The organism is Xanthobacter autotrophicus, assembly GCF_030015065.1.
In the GTDB taxonomy this organism is placed as follows: domain Bacteria; phylum Pseudomonadota; class Alphaproteobacteria; order Rhizobiales; family Xanthobacteraceae; genus Xanthobacter; species Xanthobacter autotrophicus_D.
This window is the reverse complement of sequence record NZ_JAIVFN010000068.1, coordinates 1-20,418: the sequence shown is the minus strand read 5'-3', so window position 1 is coordinate 20,418 and position 20,418 is coordinate 1. Positions and strand designations below refer to the sequence as shown.

The 20,418-nt window shown below is 69.4% G+C and carries 21 protein-coding genes; 14 read left to right on the top strand and 7 right to left on the bottom strand.

Features of this window, described 5'->3' with window-relative positions:
- Positions 1–146: 146 nt before the first annotated feature.
- The 4 genes from K9U40_RS14350 to K9U40_RS14335 form a co-directional block, all read right to left on the bottom strand.
- A complete protein-coding gene (locus K9U40_RS14350; protein ID WP_282890851.1) occupies positions 147–1,145 on the bottom strand; it encodes a FecR family protein in 999 nt (332 codons plus the stop codon).
- A gap of 254 nt (positions 1,146–1,399) precedes the next feature.
- The gene (locus tag K9U40_RS14345; protein WP_282890850.1) at positions 1,400–1,888 is read right to left on the bottom strand and encodes an RNA polymerase sigma factor; all 489 of its coding nucleotides are present in this window, start codon (positions 1,886–1,888) and stop codon (positions 1,400–1,402) included.
- Between the two features lie 236 nt (positions 1,889–2,124).
- Positions 2,125–3,144 (bottom strand): LLM class flavin-dependent oxidoreductase, encoded by a 1,020-nt coding sequence (locus K9U40_RS14340; protein WP_282890857.1) that lies wholly within the window; start codon positions 3,142–3,144, stop codon positions 2,125–2,127.
- A 359-nt stretch (positions 3,145–3,503) separates the two neighbouring features.
- Positions 3,504–4,388 (bottom strand): LysR substrate-binding domain-containing protein, encoded by an 885-nt coding sequence (locus tag K9U40_RS14335; RefSeq protein WP_282890849.1) that lies wholly within the window; start codon positions 4,386–4,388, stop codon positions 3,504–3,506.
- A 91-nt stretch (positions 4,389–4,479) separates the two neighbouring features.
- Here K9U40_RS14335 and K9U40_RS14330 point away from each other — a divergent pair, with 91 nt between their 5' ends.
- The gene (locus K9U40_RS14330; RefSeq protein WP_282890848.1) at positions 4,480–4,902 is read left to right on the top strand and encodes a VOC family protein; all 423 of its coding nucleotides are present in this window, start codon (positions 4,480–4,482) and stop codon (positions 4,900–4,902) included.
- Positions 4,903–5,373: 471 nt separating this feature from the next.
- On the opposite strand, the gene K9U40_RS14325 is transcribed toward K9U40_RS14330, so the two are convergent.
- Positions 5,374–5,664: a PepSY domain-containing protein gene (locus K9U40_RS14325; protein ID WP_282890847.1), complete on the bottom strand. Its 291-nt coding sequence runs from the start codon at positions 5,662–5,664 to the stop codon at positions 5,374–5,376.
- A gap of 133 nt (positions 5,665–5,797) precedes the next feature.
- On the opposite strand from K9U40_RS14325, the gene K9U40_RS14320 reads away from it, so the two are divergent.
- The gene (locus tag K9U40_RS14320; RefSeq protein WP_282890846.1) at positions 5,798–6,469 is read left to right on the top strand and encodes a response regulator transcription factor; all 672 of its coding nucleotides are present in this window, start codon (positions 5,798–5,800) and stop codon (positions 6,467–6,469) included.
- Entirely contained in the window at positions 6,466–7,806 is a 1,341-nt protein-coding gene (locus K9U40_RS14315; RefSeq protein ID WP_282890845.1) for a sensor histidine kinase, read from the top strand. The genes K9U40_RS14320 and K9U40_RS14315 overlap by 4 nt, the downstream gene beginning before the upstream one ends.
- Here the strand turns inward: K9U40_RS14315 and K9U40_RS14310 are convergent.
- Positions 7,772–8,179: a hypothetical protein gene (locus K9U40_RS14310; protein WP_282890844.1), complete on the bottom strand. Its 408-nt coding sequence runs from the start codon at positions 8,177–8,179 to the stop codon at positions 7,772–7,774. The two genes, K9U40_RS14315 and K9U40_RS14310, sit on opposite strands and share 35 nt — an antisense overlap.
- A 153-nt stretch (positions 8,180–8,332) precedes the next feature.
- Here K9U40_RS14310 and K9U40_RS14305 point away from each other — a divergent pair, with 153 nt between their 5' ends.
- Genes K9U40_RS14305 through K9U40_RS14295 form a run of 3 tightly spaced genes read left to right on the top strand, consistent with a single transcriptional unit; the run spans position 8,333 to position 12,001 of the window.
- The gene (locus tag K9U40_RS14305) at positions 8,333–8,803 is read left to right on the top strand and encodes a DUF2271 domain-containing protein (RefSeq protein ID WP_282890843.1); all 471 of its coding nucleotides are present in this window, start codon (positions 8,333–8,335) and stop codon (positions 8,801–8,803) included.
- Between the two features lie 17 nt (positions 8,804–8,820).
- Positions 8,821–11,013 carry a PepSY domain-containing protein gene (locus K9U40_RS14300; protein ID WP_282890842.1) on the top strand — a complete coding sequence of 731 codons (2,193 nt, stop codon included), beginning with the start codon at positions 8,821–8,823 and terminating at the stop codon, positions 11,011–11,013.
- The gene (locus tag K9U40_RS14295; RefSeq protein WP_282890841.1) at positions 10,994–12,001 is read left to right on the top strand and encodes an FAD:protein FMN transferase; all 1,008 of its coding nucleotides are present in this window, start codon (positions 10,994–10,996) and stop codon (positions 11,999–12,001) included. The genes K9U40_RS14300 and K9U40_RS14295 overlap by 20 nt, the downstream gene beginning before the upstream one ends.
- Positions 12,002–12,321: 320 nt before the next feature.
- Here K9U40_RS14295 and K9U40_RS14285 read toward each other — a convergent pair whose 3' ends face one another.
- On the bottom strand, positions 12,322–12,783 hold the full coding sequence (locus tag K9U40_RS14285) for an Lrp/AsnC family transcriptional regulator (protein WP_414114832.1): 462 nt from the start codon (positions 12,781–12,783) through the stop codon (positions 12,322–12,324).
- A 167-nt stretch (positions 12,784–12,950) separates the two neighbouring features.
- Here K9U40_RS14285 and K9U40_RS14280 point away from each other — a divergent pair, with 167 nt between their 5' ends.
- The 8 genes from K9U40_RS14280 (at position 12,951) to K9U40_RS14245 (ending at position 20,376) form a co-directional block, all read left to right on the top strand.
- Positions 12,951–13,673 (top strand): aspartate/glutamate racemase family protein, encoded by a 723-nt coding sequence (locus K9U40_RS14280; protein WP_282890840.1) that lies wholly within the window; start codon positions 12,951–12,953, stop codon positions 13,671–13,673.
- A 36-nt stretch (positions 13,674–13,709) separates the two neighbouring features.
- Positions 13,710–15,011 carry an NAD(P)/FAD-dependent oxidoreductase gene (locus K9U40_RS14275; protein WP_282890839.1) on the top strand — a complete coding sequence of 434 codons (1,302 nt, stop codon included), beginning with the start codon at positions 13,710–13,712 and terminating at the stop codon, positions 15,009–15,011.
- A 48-nt stretch (positions 15,012–15,059) separates the two neighbouring features.
- Positions 15,060–15,566, top strand: a complete 507-nt coding sequence (locus K9U40_RS14270; protein WP_282890838.1) for an L-2-amino-thiazoline-4-carboxylic acid hydrolase — start codon at positions 15,060–15,062, stop codon at positions 15,564–15,566.
- A 75-nt stretch (positions 15,567–15,641) separates the two neighbouring features.
- On the top strand, positions 15,642–16,781 hold the full coding sequence (locus K9U40_RS14265; RefSeq protein WP_282890837.1) for an ABC transporter substrate-binding protein: 1,140 nt from the start codon (positions 15,642–15,644) through the stop codon (positions 16,779–16,781).
- 206 nt (positions 16,782–16,987) lie between these two features.
- Positions 16,988–17,902 carry a branched-chain amino acid ABC transporter permease gene (locus K9U40_RS14260; protein WP_282890836.1) on the top strand — a complete coding sequence of 305 codons (915 nt, stop codon included), beginning with the start codon at positions 16,988–16,990 and terminating at the stop codon, positions 17,900–17,902.
- Positions 17,895–18,905, top strand: a complete 1,011-nt coding sequence (locus K9U40_RS14255; RefSeq protein WP_282890835.1) for a branched-chain amino acid ABC transporter permease — start codon at positions 17,895–17,897, stop codon at positions 18,903–18,905. Before K9U40_RS14260 ends, K9U40_RS14255 begins: the two co-directional genes overlap by 8 nt.
- Positions 18,902–19,654, top strand: a complete 753-nt coding sequence (locus tag K9U40_RS14250) for an ABC transporter ATP-binding protein (RefSeq protein ID WP_282890834.1) — start codon at positions 18,902–18,904, stop codon at positions 19,652–19,654. The genes K9U40_RS14255 and K9U40_RS14250 overlap by 4 nt, the downstream gene beginning before the upstream one ends.
- An 11-nt stretch (positions 19,655–19,665) precedes the next feature.
- Entirely contained in the window at positions 19,666–20,376 is a 711-nt protein-coding gene (locus K9U40_RS14245) for an ABC transporter ATP-binding protein (RefSeq protein ID WP_282890833.1), read from the top strand.
- The last annotated feature ends 42 nt before the right edge of the window (positions 20,377–20,418 follow it).

Sequence of the window (20,418 nt, the reverse complement as noted above, 5' to 3'; positions counted from 1 at the left end):
ACACCCCAAGAGCCCGCTGAGCTGTGCGATCGCTCCCGGCTCAGGCAGCCGGGAGCGATCGCCGCGATATCTCAGAGACGGATGGGGGAGCCCCGGACCTCACCTGGGTCGTGAGAAAAATTCCCGGTGACGCAATCCACCCGGGCTCAGGCAGGGTAGAGCAGCACGAGATAGCGCGTGAGCGTGATGGAGCCCACCGGAAGGCTTCGGGTGATGGCCTCCAGCACGCCGTCGGGCTGGCGGATGTCGAAGATGCCGGAGACCCGCAGGCGCAGGAGGTTGCTGTCGGTGACCATGATGCTGCCGCGCCGGTAGCGGTTGACGTCCGCAATCACCTGGCGGAGCGGGCGATCCTCGAAGATGAGCTTGCCGCGCCGCCAGGCGGTGGCCTGGGCATCGCTCACCTGCTCCATCTCGCCGAAGCCGGATGCATCATAGCTCACCGCCTCGCCGGCCCTCAGCTGGAGGGCGGCGGCTTCGCCGGCCCTCAGCTGGAGGGCGGCGGCTTCGCCGGCCCGGATGGCGACCGCGTTCTGGGACACCGTCACGGTCACTTCTTTCGACCACCGGTGCACCGAGAACTGGGTGCCGGCCGCCGTGGTGACCCCGTCCGCCGCCGTCACCGAGAACGGCCGCGCCGGATCGGGGGCGACGTCGAAAAAGGCGCGCCCGCGCAACAGGCTGAGCTGGCGCGCCTGCGGCGTGAACTGGAGCGAGAGGGCGGAATCGGCATCGAGCTCCACGCGCGAGCCGTCCGCGAGGTTCAACTGCCGCTGCTCGCCGACGCCGGTGCGGAAATCGCCGTCGAACCAGCCCGGGAGGCCGATCGCGACGCCCGCCGCCACCGCCGCCGCGGCACCCGCCGCCCCCAAAAACAGGCCGCGCCGCGACACGGCACGGCCTGCCGGATGCAGCGGCACCACCGCGTTGCGCGCCTCGCCATGACACGCCTCGCCATGACACACCTCGCCATGACGCGGGTCACCCAGATGGTCGAGATCGGCCCAGAGCACCTCAAGCTTTTCGTAAGCGCGACGGTGCTCGGTGTCGGCGGTGATCCAGCGCTGGAAGTCGGCAAGGTCCGCGGGGGTCGCCTCGCCGGAACGCACCTTGACGAACCAGGCGAGAGCCGCGTCGCGGGTCATGTGTCGGACTGTCGTGTCTCGATCTTGCGAATTGGGCACACCGGCACCTGTGGAGCGAGCCATGCGGCGAACGAACGATTTCACCGCTCTGCCACTCCTGACGAAATAGACCGGCTGCCACCTCACCTCAAGAATTAGAAAATTTCCAGAAATCGTCGGCGCACGGCCCCGCGCCTGCCGCTCAACTGCTCCAAATTCAGGAAAGAGAACGCGTTACCCGATCAGCTTGCGATGCAGCTTGATCGGCGCGTGCTCTAATCGAGAAGGTCCGCGAGCCGGTCGCGGCAGTGGACGAGGGCCTTCATCACGTGCTTCTCGACCATGCTGCGGCTGATGCCGAGGCGCTCGGCGATCTCGCCGTGGCTGAGACCGTCGAACTTGTGCATCAGGAACACCTCGCGGCACTTCGGCGGCAGCTCGGCGATGGCTGCATCGAGCACGCGCAGTCGCTGCTTGTAGTCCAGGGCGTGCTCCGCAGACGGTTCGGGCGCCGCGACGCCTTCATATTCGACCTCCGCCGTAACCAGCCGCGACCGCACGGCCTCCTGCCTCAGATGGTCGATGGCGAGATTGTCGGCGACGCGGAACAGGTAGGCGGACGGGCTCGCGATCTCGGCGGAAGGCGCCGAGGCATGAATCCGCAAGAAGGTGTCCTGCACCACATCCCGCGCCATGGCCGGATTGCCGATGCGGCGCGCGACATGGCGCAACAACTCGTCGTAATGCCGCGCGAAGGCGCTCAATAGAAATATTCTATTTTTCGGCTCCACGATGCGGGAATTCCTGTCGGCAATGGAAAGAGCGCGCCGCGCTGCACTTCCAGCAATCAGACCATCCAATCAATTCTGATAAAATAGTAGATAGGTCACAGCAACGCAATCAATTCGCAAATGCAAATAAACCGCAGCGAAGGTCGGATCAGCCTTGCATGCCGACAAGAGGGGGGCCTTGCCGGACCTCCCCCCGCTTCCGCCCGGCCTCAGCGCCAGCCGAGGGCCGGGGCCACATGCGTCAGGATCGCCTCGATGACATGGGCGTTGTAGGCGACACCGAGCTGGTTGGGGACCGTGAGCAGCAGCGTGTCGGCCTCGGCGATGGCCTCGTCCTTCGCCAGCTGCGCGATCAGGACGTCCGGTTCGGCGGTGTAGCCGCGGCCGAAGATGGCCCGGGTCTGGTCGATGACACCGATCGTGTCCTGCTCCTCGCCGCCGCGACCGAAATAGGCGCGGTCGCGGTCGTCCACCAGGGCGAAGATGCTGCGGCTCACCGACACCCGCGGCTCGCGCGCATGCCCGGCGGCCTTCCACGCCGCGCGGAAAGCCCGGATCTGCTCGGCCTGCTGGACGTGGAACGGCTGCCCGTTTTCGTCATGCTTCAGGGTGGAGCTTTGCAGGTTCATGCCGAGCCTGGCCGCCCAGACCGCCGTGGCATTCGAGCTGGCGCCCCACCAGATGCGCTCGCGCAGCCCCTCGGAATGCGGCTCGATCCGCAGCAGGCCGGGGGGATTTGCGAACATGGGCCGCGGATTGGGCCTGGCGAAGCCCTCGCCGCGCAGGATGTCGAGAAACACCTCGGCATGGCGCCGGGCCATGTCGGCGTCGGTCTCGCCCTCAGCCGGGCGGTAGCCGAAATGGCGCCAGCCGTCGATCACCTGTTCCGGCGAGCCGCGGCTGATACCGAGCTGAAGGCGCCCACGGGCGATGAGATCGGCCGCGCCCGCGTCCTCGGCCATGTACAGCGGGTTCTCGTAGCGCATGTCGATGACCGCGGTGCCGATCTCGATGCGGCGGGTCCTGGCCCCGATGGCCGCCAGCAGCGGAAACGGCGAGCCGAGCTGGCGGGCGAAATGGTGCACGCGGACATAGGCCCCGTCCGCGCCCAGCTCCTCGGCGGCGACGGCAAGGTCGATGGTTTGCAGCAGCGCGTCGGAGGCCGTGCGCGTGTGGGATTGGGGCGTGGGCGTCCAGTGCCCGAACGAGAGGAAGCCGATTTTCTTCACGATCATGCCGCGCCGGAGTAAGGGGACCGCAGGCTACGACGCAACGGCCTGGAACGCACCCGTGAACCCGCTCACACCGGTCCCTCCTTTGACCAGCGTTCCATGATCTGCCCCCGGCCCAGTGGATGAAAACGCCCCCTATTGGCGGCGACATGCGCCGGGACCCAACCGAGCCCCGCCCGCCGGAGAAAAGCGGGGCCAAGGCCTCGCGCTTGCTCCGCCGCCGGGCATGACGCCGCGTCCTTGGGGGGGAATGTGCCGTGGATGCTGCTGTGACTGTCCTCGTGGCGGGTGAGCGGTCCGCCCCGTGCGCGCCCACCGCCGGCAGGGAAGATGACCGGAGCGGCGGCAGGGCTTGATCAGCGCTGGGGGCTGCCGCACGCCGATCGCCCGAACGTCTCGGTCAGGAGCGCGATCAGGTCCTGACGCGGCGACATGCTGCGGCAGTAGATGCCCACGTTGCGGACCGGCGCCGGAGGCGGAAGCGGCAGGCACGCGACCTGCGTCCCCTGCGGCCTCGGGCCCGTCCAGTCCGGGATGATCGCGACGCCGAGCCCGGCGGACACCATGGCGACGATCCCGTCGAGCGCGTCGAGCTCGATGCGGTCCCGCGGGACGACGCCGATCGTGCGCAGGTAGCGGTCGACGATGCGCCCGCCCCAGTTGCGCCGGTCGTACCGGATGAAGGTCTCGCGGGCGAGCAGCGCAAGCGGGTCCGCGCCCGCGCGCGACGGCGGCGTGATCAGCACCAGGGGCTCGGCAACCCAGCGCGTGAAGGCCTCGCCCTTGCGCAGGGCCATGGGCGGCTCCACCACCAGGGCGGCGTCGAGCGCGCCGTCGAGCACGCGCTCGCACAGCTCGATGGACGTGCCCGGCTCGATGGTCAGGGCGAGGTCCGGATGAGCCTGCGTCAGGGCGCACAGCACGGGCGGAAGCAGGCCGGTGCTGGCGGTCGCGATCGTGCCCAGCCGCAACTGGCCCGCGACCGTCCGGGCGCTCGCCAGCCGCTTCAGCTCCGCCGCCCCGTCGACCAGCCCGCGCAGCGCGCCGAGCAGCCGCGCGGCAGCCGGCGTCGCGGCCACGCGGCGTCCGGAACGGCCGATGAGCGTGGCGCCCAGCTCCGCCTCCACCGTCTTCACCCTCAGCGCGACCGCACCGGGCGTGAGGCCCAGCCGGCGCGCCGCCGCGGCGATCGAGCCTTCCTCGATCACGGCGACGACGGTGGCGGCGAACGCGGTATCCAACGCAGTTTTCCTGATGTTTGAAGGCAGCTATATTCAGCTTTTATCGCATCTGCTGATGCGCTAGCAACGCCGGCGAAGGAGATCACCGCCCATGACGCTGCGCCCGTTCCATCTCGCCTTTCCCGTCCACGACCTTGCCGCCGCACGCCGGTTCTATGGCGAGGTCATGGGATGCTCCGAGGGGCGCAGCTCCGACGAGTGGATCGACTTCAATTTCTACGGCCACCAGATCGTCGCCCATCTGGTGCCGGGCATGGGCCCCGCCGATGCCGGCGGCAACCCGGTCGACGGCCATCACGTCCCGGTCCCGCATTTCGGCATCGTGCTCAAGATGGAGGACTGGCAGGCACTCGCCGACCGGATGACCGCGGCCGGCACCAGGTTCGACATCGAGCCCTATGTCCGCTTCAAGGGGCAGCCCGGCGAGCAGGCGACCATGTTCTTCCGCGACCCCTCGGGCAACGCCATCGAAATGAAGGCGTTCGAGGATCTCGGCCAGCTTTTCGCCAAGTAGAATCGTTGGCCAGGTGGAATCGTCGTCCAGGCAGGCCTCGCCCGGCTGGTGGCAGCGCTGGAATGGCGCCTCCGCCGGGTGACGGGTTGAGACCCCCCAGCGAGAGCACGCGCCGATCTGCCTGCATCGCAAGCAGATCGGGCAACGCATTCTCTTTCTTGAGTTGAGAGGGCGATTCACCGAGAAAATTGATTCAATTTGCTCGGATCGCGCTCCAGAACGACCGGAAGCTCGCCAAGCTCATGCCGCATGCGGCATGAACGGCGGCGGCCTGAGAAGAGAGGCTCGTTCAGCCTACGAAAAGACCCACCTCGCCACGCCGCCGGCGGAGGGTTTTCAACGGAATCGGTCGACAGCGGTCAGCCGCGTTTGCGGGCCGCAATGGGATACCCCTGCAATGCTCCGCCTCATCGAGGTGGGTTCACCGCTTCTGCCACCCGATGGACCGAGGCTCCATAACACCCCTCCCGATCAATCATCGTCATCCCGGCCGGTCACCCGCTCAAGGCGGGCAGGATCGAACTTCGCCTTCAGGCGCGCGCCCTGGGCATTGGTGGCGCGGACCTTGTAGCAGCCGTCGTCGGAGCGGATGGACAGGACGGTCCAGCCCTCTGCCTCCAGCTTCTTCTGCAGCGCCTCGCGCGGCTGCCAGTCGGCCAGCGGCACGTTGCAATCGCGATCCGCCACGGCCGGCGTCGCGATGAGGCAGGCCGCAGCGAGGCCGGCGGCGGCATACCGAATTGCGAACCATGGGCGTCTCACCGCGCATCCTCCTTCCGCCCCGGCGCCATCAACAGCACGCCAAGCTGACGCCAAGCTGAACCCCCCGACGGATTCTCTCGCCCCTTCCGCCTCCGGCCGCGCTAGATTTGCATGCTGCGCGCCGAGGTGACAGATGCGTATCCTCCTCATCGAAGATGATCCCGTCCTGGGCATGGCCGTGCGCGACCAGATCGTGGCGGACGGGCACGGCGCCGACTGGGTGACGCGCCTCGCCGATGCCACCGACGCCCTCCATGCCGCCGCCTTCGACCTGATCCTCCTCGACCTGATGCTGCCCGACGGGCGCGGCTCCGATTTCCTCAAGCGCCTGCGCAACGCGGGCGACGCGACGCCGGTCATGGTGCTCACCGCGCGGGACCAGATCTCGGACCGCATCGCCGCCCTCGATGCCGGAGCCGACGACTATCTGGTGAAGCCCTTCGACCTGTTCGAGCTGTCGGCGCGCATCCGTGCGGTGGGCCGGCGCTATGCCGGCAATCCCAATCCGCTGGTCACGCTCGGCGACATCGAGGTGGACCTCGCCGCCCGCGCGGTGCGGCGCGCCGGGCAGGTGGTCGCCCTCACCGCGCGGGAATGGTCGCTGTTCGAGGCTTTCGTGCAGCGGCCGCACCAGCTCATGTCGAAGCCGCAGTTGGAGGAACGGCTCTATTCCTTCGATGCGGAGGTGGAGAGCAACGCCATCGAGGTCTATGTGGCCCGCCTGCGCAAGAAGCTCGGCGCCGACGTGATCGAGACCGTGCGCGGCATGGGCTATCGTCTCGGGACGCCGGGAGGCACGGCGTGAGCAGGCAGCGACGGTGGAGCCTGCGCCGGCGCCTCGGCCTGTGGCTCGCCGTGTCCGCCGCGGCGCTGTGGCTTGCCGCAGCCACCGTAGCGGGGCTGGTGCTGCGGCACGAGATCGACGAGGTGTTCGACAGCGCGCTTCAGGAGGTGGCCCAACGGGTGCTGCCGCTCGCCTATTCCGAACTGCTTGCACGGGAGGACGGCGCCGGCGCCCAGCACATGGCGCCGGTCAGTCCGCACCGGGAATTCATCACCTATGTGGTGCGCGATGCCGAAGGCCGCGTGCTGCTCCAGTCCAGCGACGCGGAGCAGATGGCGATCCCCGCCGGCCTTACCCCCGGCTTTCACACCACCGCCCGCCTGCGCACCTATACCGAAGCGGCGGTGAGGGGCACCATCGTCGTCACCGCGGCCGAGGAACTGGACCACCGCGCCGCCACGGTGGGGCGGGCGGTGATGGCGCTGGTCTGGCCGCTTGTCGCTCTGGTGCCCATCGCCCTGGCCGGTGTCTGGCTCACGCTCCGCCTCACCCTGAAGCCGGTGCTCGCCTTTCGCCACGCGATCGCCGCGCGCGGGCGGGGCAACCTCGCGCCGGTGCCCGAACAGGGGCTGCCCGAGGAGATGGCGCCCGTTGCCGGGGCGGTGAACGCGCTCATGGAACGCCTGCGCGGCGCACTGGAGGCGGAGCGGGGCTTTGCCGCCAACAGCGCCCATGAGCTGCGCACGCCCATCGCCGCCGCTCTGGCCCAGACCCAGCGGCTCATGGCCGAGCTGCCCGAGGGACCGGAGCAGGAGCGGGCGCGCTCCATCGCGGGCGCGCTGCGCCGCCTCTCGCGCCTGTCCGAAAAGCTGCTGCAGCTCGCCAAGGCGGAAGGCGCCGGCCTCCTCGCCGAGGCGCCGGCCCCGCTCGCCCCGGTGCTGCGCCATGTCATCGCCGACCTCGACCGCCAGACCGCGCGCGCCGGCGACATGGCCTTGACCGTCGCGCCGGACGGCGGCCCCGTCAGCGACCTCGACCCCGACGCCTTCGCCGTGCTCGCGCGCAATCTCATCGAGAATGCGCTGAAGCACGGCACGCCCGATACGCCGGTCCATGTCCGTCTTGATGCGGACCGGCTCGAAGTCTCAAACCATGGCGCCGTGGTGCCGGCCGAGCGGCTCGCCCTCCTGCTGCGCCCGTTCGAGCGCGGGCCGACCGGTGCGGACGGCTCGGGCCTCGGCCTCGCCATCGCCGCCGCCATCTGCCGCGGCGCGGGGCTCTCTCTGGAGATCGCCTCGCCGATGTCGGGTGGTGCGGATGGCTTCAGCGCCACCGTTCGCTTTCCAGAGGCGTCGTGATCCTGACGGGAAGCTGAACGCGATCCCGCCCCTGCTTCAGGGTGCTGTCAGGTTCGAGCGCGAGGGTGCCGGCGTCATCAATCGCCGGGAGGCTCCCATGAAGACGCGCACCCTGATCGGAACGGCCCTGCTCCTGTCCACCGCTGGCCTTGGCGTGGCGCTGGCGGCCACGCAGATCGACCATCTCAACCTGCCGTCGCGCATGCACGACGAAGCCGCCCACGCCGACGCTCGGCCCCTCCGGCTCGCAGACAACGATCGTCAGCACGCGCGCGGGGATCGCCATCACGACCGCCGTCAGGCCCACGACGGCGACAACGACGATGACGATGACGATGACGATGATGACGATGACGATGACGATGACGGTCATTCGGGCGGTCGTCGCGGTGCGGCTCAGCAGACCGGCCCGGCCGATCCCGCGACCCCGGTGCCCGACAATGGCCTGTTCCAGGGCCAGGCCCGGCCGAAGGTCGAGGTGCAGTGACTTCCGGCCAACCGCCCGCACTTTCAAAGGAATAGTCAGATGAAGCTCGTTCTTCCCGCCGTGGCGGCCACCGCCACCCTGCTTTCGCCCGTGCTTGCCGAGGCGCGGCAGGTCACGTTCGAGACCACGCTGAAAAACTACGGCGGCAACGGCGCCTATGTGGTGCTCTACGTCACCGATGCCTCAGGCGCCTACAAGGGCACGCTCTGGATGGCCGGCGGCAAGGCGAAATACCATCGTCACCTTTCCGACTGGCAGCGCGCCTCCGGTGGACGGGCCACCGAGATCGACGGCATCACCGGCGCCAGCGTCGGCTCCGGCAAGACGCTGAAGATCACCCTCGATCTCGCCGATGCCATGATCGACGCCGGCTACAAGGTCCATGTGGACACCGCGGTCGAGGACGGGATGGACAATCCCTCCGAAGTGGTCGCGCCGCTCGCCGCAAGCGCGTCCGGCAAGCCCGTCGCCGGCAGAGGCTATGTGAAATCCTTCACCGTCACCTTCTGAACCCATCGGACATCCCCATGCTTCGCCGCCTCCATGGCCTGCCGGGCATCGTGCTGGCACTCGCCCTCACCGTGACCGCCGTCACCGGCGCCGTTCTGTCCGTCCAGCCGGCGCTCGACCGCGCTGCCGCCCCGGCGATCCCGGCTGCGACCAGTGTCGCGGACCTTGCCGCGCAGGTCGCCGCGCGCCATCCGGGCGTCAGTGTCATCCGGCTTCGGGCGGATGGCAGCCTCACCGCGGCCTTCGACGAGGACGGTGCGCGCGGTGTGGAGCAGATCGACCCCGCCACAGGGGCGGGGCTGGGGCCGTATGCTGTGTCCGAAACCACCCGCTTCATCACCAATCTCCACCGCTCCTTCCTTTCGGGCGATGCGGGCCGCGCGGCGGCGGCCATCGGCGCGCTGGCCATGCTGGGCCTGAGTGTGTCCGGCGTTGCGCTGCTCGCCCGCCGGCTGGGCGGCGCGGGGGCGCTGCTGCGGCCCGTCCGCGGCACGCCGGCGCAACGCTGGCACGGCGAGCTGGGACGGCTCGCCGCACTCGGCCTGCTTTTGTCGTCGCTCACCGGCCTGTGGATGTCCGCCGGCACTTTCGGCCTCCTCCCAGAGGCGCAGGGCACGAGCCCCGCCGTCACCGCCAGCGGCGGCGCGCCGGCTCCGGTGGGCACGCTCGCCACGCTGAAGGCCGTGAAGCTTCAGGACCTGCGCGAACTTTCCTTCCCCGATCCCGCCGACCCGGCCGATGTCTTCACCCTCGCCACCGCCGAAGGCGAGAGGGTGGTGGATGCCGCCACCGGCGCCACGCTCGCCCTCAAGCCGGCGACGGCGCTGGAGCGGGTCAATGATCTTGTGCGCATGCTGCACACCGGGCGTCGCGCCTGGGTGCTCGGCCTCTTCCTTGGCCTTGCGTCGGCGGCGGTTCCGGTGCTTGGCGGCACCGGCCTCGTCCTCTGGCTGCGCCGGCGCGCGGCGCGCCCGCGCATCGCCGCCAACGTGCCCGCGCGGTCGGCGGACACCGTGATTCTCGTGGGCAGCGAGGGCAATTCCACCTGGGGCTTCGCGGGCACGCTGCACGCGGCCCTCACCGCCGCCGGGCACAAGGTCCACACCGCCGCCATGAACGACGTGAGCTCTGCGCATCTGGCCGCTCCGCGCCTGCTGGTCCTTGCCGCCACCTATGGCGAGGGCGCGGCCCCCCAGTCGGCCAGGCACTTCCTCGCCCGCCTCGCGCGCCTGCCCGGGCGGCCGGCGGTGGCGGTGCTGGGATTCGGGGACCGCAGCTTCCCGCATTTCTGCCGGTTCGCCCGCGCGGTCGCCGATGCACTGGACGCGCGGGGATGCCCGCAGATCGTGCCCATGAAACGGGTGGACCGCCGCTCGGCGCAGGAATTCGCCCAATGGGGGCGGGACCTTGGCGCCGCGCTGGGCCATGACCTCGTGCTCGCCTATATGGCCGAGCCGCCGAAGACAATGCCCCTCGTGCTCGCCGGGCGGGAGCTTTACGGCGAGGCGGTGGGTGCGCCCGTGGCGATCCTGCGCTTTCAGGCGCCATCTGATCCGCGCACCGGCGCCCCCGGCCGGCTGCCTGCCTTCGAGGCCGGCGACCTCGTGGGCATCCTACCGCCGGGGGATGTCATGCCCCGCTTCTACTCGCTCGGCTCTTCCGCCCGCGACGGCATCCTGGAAATCTGCGTGCGCCTGCGTGAAGGCGGCCTGTGCTCCAGCTTCCTGCACGCGCTTCAACCCGGCGCCACCATCGACGCCTTCATCCGCGAGAATCCGGCCTTCCGTCCGGCCAAGGGACGGGCGCCGCTCATCCTCATCGGCGCGGGGGCGGGCATCGGGCCGCTGGCCGGCTTCGTGCGGGCCAATGCGGCGGGACGGCCGGTGCATCTTTATTGGGGCGGGCGGAGTGCCGCGTCGGACTTCCTCTATGAGCACGAGCTGGCCCAGCATCTGGCCGAGCGGCGCCTCACGACACTGCGCACCGCCTTCTCGCGCGATCCGGACGGCAGCGCCTATGTGCAGGACCGCATCGCCGCCGACGCCCCGCGCCTGCGGGAACTGGTGAGGCAGGGCGCGCAGATCCTCGTCTGCGGCGGCCGCGACATGGCCGAGGCCGTGACCCGCGCTCTGGAGCCCGTGGTGCGCCCGCTGGGCCTCGACCTTCCCACCCTCAAGTCGAGCGGACGCTATGTCGAAGATGTCTATTGATCCGGGGGCGGATGCGAGGGCGCTCCGGCGCCATGCCCTGAGCGGGCCTGCCATGGGCGCGCGCTGGTCAGCCGTATTCTTCGCGGCGGGCGACGTGGATGAAGCGGCGCTGACCCGCCGCCTCCAGGGCGCGGTGGAGCGGGTGGAGCAGCAGATGTCCACCTTCCGGCCCGAGTCCGACCTGGAACGGCTGAACGCCGCTCAGGTTGGCATCTGGATCGACATCCCCCGCGAACTGATGCACGTCCTCGCCACGGCGCTGGAGGTCGGCCGCCTGTCGGGCGGTGCGTTCGACATCGGCGTCGGCGATCTGGTCAAGGCGTGGGGCTTCGGCGGGGCGCGCATGCCCGATGGCGGGCGCATCGCCGCCCTCGCCGGCCGCCCCTCCTTCGAGCCGCCGAAGACCTTGCAGCTCGATCCGGCCGCCTGCCGGGCCCGCCGGCTGGCCCCCCTGCGGCTCGACCTTGCCGGCATCGCCAAGGGCTTCGGCGTGGATGAACTGGCCCGCGAGATGCTGGAGGCCGGGCTTTCCTCCTGGCTGGTGGGCATCGACGGCGAGATGCGGGCCCAAGGCCTGAAGCCGGACGGCCGGCCCTGGACGGTGGCCCATGAAAGGCCATCCGTGGGAAGGCGGGACATCCTCGGGGTGCTGGAATTGTCCGGCGCCGCCGTCGCCACCTCGGGTAATTATCGCCATCGGGTGGAGGTGGCGGGTCGCACGCTCTCGCACACGATGGACCCGTCACGGGGCGCGCCGCTGGACAATGATCTCGCTGCCGTCACCGTGCTGGGTGAAACCTGCATGGCCGCGGATGCCTGGGCGACCGCGCTGCTGGTGCACGGGGCGATCGAGGGGCCTGCTCTCGCGCGCCGCCTCGGCCTCGCGGCGCTGTTCGTGCGCGCCGACGGCGAGGCTGAGATGACGTGGCCCCTGGCTCCGCCACCCGAGCCGGCGATAGCGCCGGTGGATGGCCGCTGCACGGCGTGACCGACAAGGTGCCGATAGCCGCCGTCGCCGCCATGGCGAGCGCGCCCCGGAAGGTCACGCGGGCGGTGGGCTTCCAGATGTCCGCACCGCCTGCACGCGCGCCCAGCGCCCCCAGTGCGGCGAGGCAGACCAGGGACCCGCGATCAGGGCAGATTGCCCAGGCGCCAGCCCCGTTCCATCCGATCGTCCGTGGCCGGGCCGAACCTGCTGGCCGGGATCATCACCGCGAAGTACGCCATGCGCCCGGGCGCGGTTTGATTGAAGTGCCCTGCCCGGCGCCGCCTTCCACGCCGGCCGGACAGAGAGGCCCCGGTCGCGGATCAGGCATAGCGCAGCGGGACGGCGGTGGTGTATTTCAGTTCCTCCATGGAGATGAAGGACGTCACGTCGGTGAAGTCGACCTCGCTGATCATCTTCTTGTAGACCGCGTCATAGACCTCGACGCTCGGCACCACGAGGCGCAGCAGATAGTCCATGTCCCCGGTGAGGCGGTAGGCCTCGACGATCTCCGGGATGCCCTGGATCACCTTGCGGAAGGCATCGAGCCACGCCATGGAGTGGCGCGAGGTGCGCACACCCACGAACACCGTCATGGCCACATTGGTCTTGCGCCGGTCGATCAGCGCCACCCGCCGCGCAATCAGCCCGTCCTCCTCCAGCGCCTTGATGCGGCGCCAGCACGCCGAGGTGGACAGCCCCACCCGGTCGGCGAGATCGGCCACCGGCAGGGTGGCGTCCTCCTGCAGCGCCTCCAGGATTCGTTTGTCGCGAATGTCCAGCATGCGCACCTCATTTGTTCAAACTGATCCAGATACGCAAAAATTTTCTAGATTCATGCCATATTATGCAATCTGATTGCAAAGTTCAACCGGATTTTGCGCAAAGACGCGCCCATCCTCCGCCGCTGCCGGGATAAAGTGCCCGGGACATTGAATGAGGGAGATGTCGTGTGTCCCGGACAATCGGACTGATCGGCGGCATGAGCTGGGAGAGCACAGCCGTTTATTACAAGGAAATCAACGAGCTGGTGCGTGACCGCCGGGGCGGGCTCGCCTCTGCCGACATCCTGCTCCACTCGGTGAATTTCGATGAGATCGTCGCCATGCAGAAGGCCGGTCGCTGGGACCTCGCCGAGCAGGCGCTGGCCGACACGGCGAACGGTCTCGTGAAGGCGGGCGCCGGCTGCATCCTCATCTGCACCAACACCATGCACCTCGTCGCCGACACCGTGGCGCGCGCGGTTCCCGTTCCGCTGCTGCACATCGTGGACGTGGTAGGCCATGCGCTGGTGGAGGCGGGCATGAGGAAGCCCCTCCTTCTCGCCACCCGCTACACCATGGAGCAGGACTTCTACCGCGACCGCATGACCGCGAAGTTCGGCCTTGAGACCATCGTGCCGGAGGATGCCGACCGCATCGCCGTCCACGACATCATCTTCGACGAGTTGTGCTGCGGCATCGTCAAGGACACCTCCCGCGCCCGCTATGTGGAGGTGATCGAGAAGGCCGCCGGCCAGGGCGCGGACTGCGTCATCCTGGGTTGCACCGAGATCGGCATGCTGATCGACGACAAAGACAGCCCGCTGCCCGCATTCGACTCCACGAAGCTGCATGCACGCGCAGCGGTCGATTTTTTCGACGGGTCGCTTGAGGTAGAAACCGTCGCCGCCTGATCCGCTCGGCCCTCCCCACTCCAGGACCCCGTCGCCATGTCCCAGCCCGTGCCTTTTCCGCCCTCCCTCTGGGCCTCGGTGACGCCGAAGCGTCCGCCGTCCCCGGCGCTGGAGGGCGAGACGAAGGCCGACGTGGCTATCGTGGGGGCGGGGTTCACCGGGCTCTCCACTGCGCTCGCGCTGGCCGAGCGGGGGCGCAGGGTGGTGGTGATGGAGGCGGCCGAGGTGGGCTGGGGCGCCTCCGGGCGCAACAACGGCCAGGTCATCCCCACCATGACCGGGGCGGAGCCGGACGGGATGGCGCAGCGCTTCGGCACGGTGGGCGAGCGCTTCGCCCAGCTGGTCAGCGACAGCGCCGCCAACCTGTTCGACCTGGTGCGCCGCCTGGACCTGAAATGCGAGGCCGAGCAGACCGGCTGGTTCCAGCCCGCCCACTCGCCCGGCCGGGTGAAGCTCTCGGCCGCCCGGGTGGAGGCCTGGGCGCGGCGCGGGGCCCCGGTCCGCCTGCTCGATGCCGACGAGACCGCCCGCCTCTGCGGCTCCCGCGACTGGTACGGCGGCATGCTCAACACCTCGGGCGGGCACATCAATCCGCTGGCCTTCGCCCGCGGCCTCGCCGAAGCGGCGGTGGCGGCCGGGGCCACGCTGCACGAGAACAGCCCGGTGCGTTCCGTGGAGCGCACGCCCGCCGGCTGGGTGGTGGCCACCGCGAAGGGCCGCGTCGTCGCCGACCAGGTGATGATGGCGGCCAACGGCTATTGCGACTGGTTCGAGCCCGGCCTCGCCCCGCGCCTCGCCCGCTCCCTCGTGCCGGTCCTGTCCTGGCAGATGGCCACGGCGCCGCAGCCGGAGGCGGTGCGCGCGGCGGTGCTGCCCGGCCGGCAGGCGCTCTCCGACACCCATGGCGACCTGCGCTTCTTCCGCTGGGACGCGCGCGGGCGCCTGGTTTCCGGCGGCGCGCTCATCGTGCCGTTCAACGGGGCGGAGCGGCTGAAGGCGCTGGTGGGCCGGCGCCTCGCCGGCATCTTCCCGCAGATGGGCGTGCCCGCGTTCGATTTCGTCTGGAACGGGCGCATCGGCATGACCGGCGACCGCATGCCCCGCTTCCACCGCGTCGCCGACGGCCTGTGGGCCTGGGTGGCGTGCAACGGGCGCGGCGTCGCGCTCTCCACGGCGCTCGGCCCGGTCTTCGCCGACGCCATCGAGGGCAAGGCGGAGGCCGACCTGCCGGTGCCGCTCACGCCGGTGCGGCCCTATCCCTTCCACGCCGTGGCGAAGCTCGTCGCCCCGGCGATGCTCGCCTGGTACCGCTACAAGGACGGCCGCGAGCCCTCCTGAGACACCTTGACAGCCACGCAACCGCAGCCATCGAGAGAGGATGAGTTCATGACCGAGAGCACGCCCACCAGCCGCATGGTGCCGATCGAATGGCTGCAGGGCGCCTTCAACATGCGGGCCGCGGCCTATGCCAACATGTTCGACGTGCTGCGCGAGGCCTTCGGCACCGAGCGCGCCGTGGAACTGGTGAGCGAGGCCACCCGCCGCATGGGCGTGACCATGGGCGCGCGCTTCGCCGACCTCGGCCCCGCCGACCTTGCCGGCCTGAAGGATCGCTTCCTCGGCGGCATTCCGGCCGGCGACGTGCTGTTCCAACCCGAGGTGCGCCAGTGCGACGCCGAGCGGCTCGAGATCAAGTTCCACCGCTGCCCCCTCAAGGAGGCCTGGGTCGCCATGGGCCGCTCCGGGGAAGACCTCGAGCTGCTGTGCACGGCGGGCGGCGCCATCGACGGCGGCCTGTTCCGCGCCGCCGGCTTCGTCTTCAAGGGCGAGACCTGGCACCCCGGCGAGGAGGGCTGCTGCCGCCTGATCGTGGAGCCCGGCGCAGCGGCCTGAAGCCGCGTGCCGCCCAATTCTTCGCATACAAACAAAATACCAATTAAATAAATGTCCCTTCCAGAGACCGGAACCATGACCCTGACCCGTCATCCCCTCACCCGCCGGACCCTCGTCGGTCTTGCCCTCGCCGCCCCGCTCGCCACCGCCCTGGCGGGCACGGCGCTCGCCGCCGATCCCATCCGGATCGGCTACCAGTTGCCGCTCACCGGCAACACCGCCCAGTACGGGCAGGACTTCAAGACCGCCGCCGAGATCGCCCTCGCCCGCTTCAATGCCTCGGGCCGGCTGCCGGTGAAGGTGGAGATCGTGTTCGAGGACAGCCGCTCCGACGCCAAGGAAGGCGTCACCATCGCCCGCAAGTTCGTGGACGATCCGGCCATCGTCGGCGTGCTGGGCGACTTCACCTCCGGCGTCTCCATGGCCTCGGCACAGGTCTACAAGGAAGCGGGCATGCCCCAGCTTTCCCAGTCCGCCTCGCACCCGGACTATGCCAAGATCTCCGAGTGGCAGTTCCGCAACATCACCACCCAGGCCGGCGAGGGCCCCTACAACGCCGCCTGGATGCTGAAGAAGGGCATCAGGAAGGTCGCCCTCGTGGGCGAGCAGACCGACTGGGGGCAGACCTCCGTGAAGTATTTTGCCGACGCCTTCGAGGCCGGCGGCGGCAAGGTGGTCCTCACCGAGTATTTCAACCGCGGCCTTCCGGACTTCCGCGCCCTGCTCACCAAGATCCAGCGTGCGAAGCCCGACGCGGTCTACACTGCCTTCTTCTATGAAGACGCCGCCAACTTCATCAAGCAGATGAAGCAGCTCGGCATCAACATCCCGATCTATTCCACCTCGGCCGCCCATAACCAGAAGGTGATCGAGCTCGCCGGCGCCGATGCCGAGGGCCTGTCGCTGACCACCAACTTCATGCCCAGCAGCCCGAAGCCCGAGGTGAAGGACTTCGTGGCCGAGTGGGTGAAGGTGCGCGGCGCCGAGCCGGGCCAGTTCCCGGCCCAGGCCTTCGATGCCGTCAACATCATGCTCGACGCCATCGTGAAGTCCTACCCGAACGTGACCCGCGCCAAGGTGCGCGACGCCCTGGCGGCGACGAAGGACTTCCCCGGCGTGACCGGCACCACCACCTTCGGCCCCGACCGCGAGCCGGTGAAGCAGCTGATGAAGGTGCGCATCGTCAACGGCGTCTTCACCCCCATCGGGGAGTGAGCGCCCGGCGGGGGCGCCGCCGCGCGTCCCCGCCGCCGCGATCCCAGCATCAGCCAGCCAGGCATCCACCCGCCAGGCATCCGCCCGAAGGCGTCCACGAGCGAGGCGATGAACCGCCCGCGCGACGCGTCCATCCATCATCCGGTAACCCCGGGGCATTCGCCCGGGCAAGCCGGCGGTCCGCGACCCGACTGAAGGGGCCCTCCGTGATCGATCCCTATTATCTCCAGCAGCTGGCCATCGGCCTGTCGCAGGGCGTCATCTACGCCCTGATGGCCATCGGCTTCACGCTGATCTTCGGCGTGCTGAACGTCGTCAACTTCGCCCATGGCGAGGTCTATACCCTCGGCGCGTTCGTCGGCCTCCTCTTCATCACCGCGTTCGCGCCGCCCTTCCTGGTGGTGCTGTTCGTGGTGCTGGCGGCGGGCGCGGCCATGGGCGTCGGCCTCGAGCGCATCGCCTTCAAGCCGTTCCGGCGGTTCTCCGACGAAGCCTCGCTGAAATCCCGCGCCATGCGGGAATCGACGCTGATGTCGTCCCTGGCCGTCTCCATCGTCGCCCGCGAGGGTCTGGAGTTCGCCTTCGGATCGCAGATGCAGACGCTGCCGTTCGACTACCTGATCAACAAGCCCATCGAGCTCGGCCCGGTCACCATCGTCACCGGCGACGTCATCATCTTCGCGGTGGCCGCCATCATGCTCGGCGGGCTGCAATACATGCTGACGCGGACGCGGGCGGGCCTCGCCATCCGCGCGGTCTCCGCCAATCCGCTCGGCGCGAAATATGTCGGCATCGACACCGACCGCACCATCATCACCACCTTCGCGCTCGGCTCCATGATGGGCGCGGGGGCGGGCATCCTGGTGGGGCTCTATTACGGCGCCATCTTCCCGGCCATGGGCTTCGTGCCCGGCATCAAGGCCTTCGTCGCCATGGTGATGGGCGGGCTCTCCTCCATCCCCGGCGCAGTGGTCTGCGCGCTGCTGCTCGGCCTCTCCGAGGGGCTCGCCACCACCTTCATCTCGTCCAACTGGGCCGACATGGTCGCCTACGGCTTCCTCATCGTCACCCTCATCTTCTTTCCGCAGGGCCTCTTCGGAGCCGGGAGGGAACGTGTCTGACTTCGCCCGCAAAGGCTGGATCGGAAAGATCCTCGTCCTTCTCCTCGTGTTCGGCCTCGTGCCGGCCGCCCTCGCCTTCGCCGGCAAGGGCTACTTCTTCCAGGTGGCGAACCTGGTGCTGATCTTCGCGCTGCTCGCCGCCTCGCTCCACCTCGTCACCGGCGCCGCGGGCCTGCTCCATCTGGGCCACGCCGCGTTCTACGGCATCGGGGCCTACGTGGCGGCGCTCATGGGCACCGACCTGAAGCTCGGCTTCATCTGGGGCCTGCCGGCGGCGGGGCTCGTCGCCGCGGCGTTCGCCTTCGTGGTGGCGCTGCCCACCATGCGGCTCGTGTCCATCTATTTCGCGGTGGCGACCCTTGCCATCGGGCAGATGATCAACACGGTGCTGCTCAACTGGGTCGCCGTCACCAAGGGCCCGAACGGCGTGATGCTGTTCTCCGGCATCAACCTGTTCGGCTTCGCGCTCAAGGCGCCGCTCGCGGTCTATTTCGTGGTGGCGGTGCTGGTGTCGCTGTCCATCTTCGTGCTGCATCGCCTCAGCCATTCCTACTACGGCAACGCGCTGCGCTCCCTGCGCGAGGACGACCAGTGCGCCGACGCCATGGGCGTCAACACCGTCAGGCTGAAGATCGAGGTGTTCACCATCTCGGCCTTCTTCGCCGGCGTCGCCGGGGCGCTGTGGGCCTACACCACCGGCTATGTCTCGCCCAACGACTTCGGGTTCTCCACCTCCATCCTCATCCTGGCGATGATCGTGGTGGGCGGGCTCGGCTCGCTGCCGGGGGCGATCATCGGGGCGGTGGTGCTCATCCTGCTGCCCGAGCTGCTGCGCGGCCTCGGCGACCTGCGCAACGTGATGGTGGGCCTGGTCATGTTCTTCTCCATCCTGTTCATGCCCAAGGGCCTGTTCGGCGAGGTCTCCGCGCTCTCGCTGGTGCGGCGCGGCTTCGGCCTGAAATGGGGCGCGGCGCCCTCCAACCGCGAGGTGGGCTGGCAATGAGCCTCATCGAGATCGAGCACGTCACGCGGCGCTTCGGCGGCCTCCTGGCGGTGGACGACGTGACGACCCGGGTCGAGGACGGCGAATTGGTCGGCGTCATCGGCCCCAACGGGGCGGGCAAGACCACGCTCTTCAACCTCATCTCCGGCTTCACGCCGCTCTCCGCGGGGGCGGTGCGCTTCAAGGGGGAGGCCATCACCGGCCTCAAGCCCCACAAGATCGCGGCGCGCGGCATGTCGCGCACCTTCCAGAACCTGCGCGTGTTCCCGAACATGTCGGTGTTCGACAACGTGTCGGTGGGCGCGGTGGGGGCCATGGGCCAGTCGGCGTTCGGGGCGGTGTTCGGCGGCGCGCGCCGCTCGGACGCCATCTCCGCGCGCACCTGGGCGGCGCTGGAGCGCGTCGGCCTCACCGCCGAGGCGGAGGAGCTTGCCGCCAACCTCTCCTACGGCAAGCGCAAGTATCTGGAGATCGCCCGGGCCCTCGCCATGGAGCCGGACCTGCTGATCCTCGACGAGCCGGCCGCCGGCCTCAACGATTCCGAGACGGCGGAGCTTGCCCGCTTCATCCGGTCGCTGAACGCCGCCGGCATGGCGATCATGCTGGTGGAGCACGACATGAACCTCGTCATGGGCATCTGCTCGCGGGTGGTGGTGCTCGCCTCCGGCCGCAAGATCGCCGATGCGGAGCCGGCCGCGGTCCGGGCCGATCCGGTCGTGCTCGAAGCCTATCTCGGCGTGGAAGACTGAAGGGACGCAAGATGAGCCTGCTCGAAATCCGCGGCCTCACCGTCGCCATGGGCGTCCAGGAGATCCTCCACGGGGTGGACCTCGACGTGCCGGAACGCGGCATCGTGGCGGTGCTCGGCTCCAACGGCGTGGGCAAGACCACCCTGATGCGCGCCATCTCCGGGATCTACCGCGCCAAGGCCGGCACCATCCGCTTCAAGGGCGAGGACATCACCAGGCTCAAGAGCAACGAGATCGTCGCCCGCGGCCTGCTCCAGTCCCCCGAGGGACGGCAGATCTTCTCGCCCATGAGCGTGCGCGAGAACCTCGTCATCGGTGGCGGCCGCCACGGCCTCGCCGAGCTCGACCGCGTGCTCGCCCTGTTCCCCAAGCTCGGCGAGCGCATGGGCCAGGTGGCGGGCTCGCTCTCCGGCGGCGAGCAGCAGATGCTGTGCATCGCCCGCGCGCTGATGGCGAAGCCCTCCATCCTGCTGCTGGACGAGCCCTCCCTCGGCCTCGCCCCCAAGTTCGTGAAAGGCATCTTCGACCTGGTGTCGCAGATCCGGCAGGAGGGGCTCTCCATCCTCATCGTGGAGCAGAACGCCAAGGCCGCCCTGCGCATCGCCGACCGCGCCGCGGTGCTGGACGGCGGCCGCATCATCATGGAGGGCGAGGCGGCCGCGCTCGCCGACGACCCGCGCATCGTCGAGGCCTATCTCGGCGGCCACGCCCACGCCATCTGAGGAGGCAAGCCCATGACCCAGCCAGCCGACACGCCTCCCGCC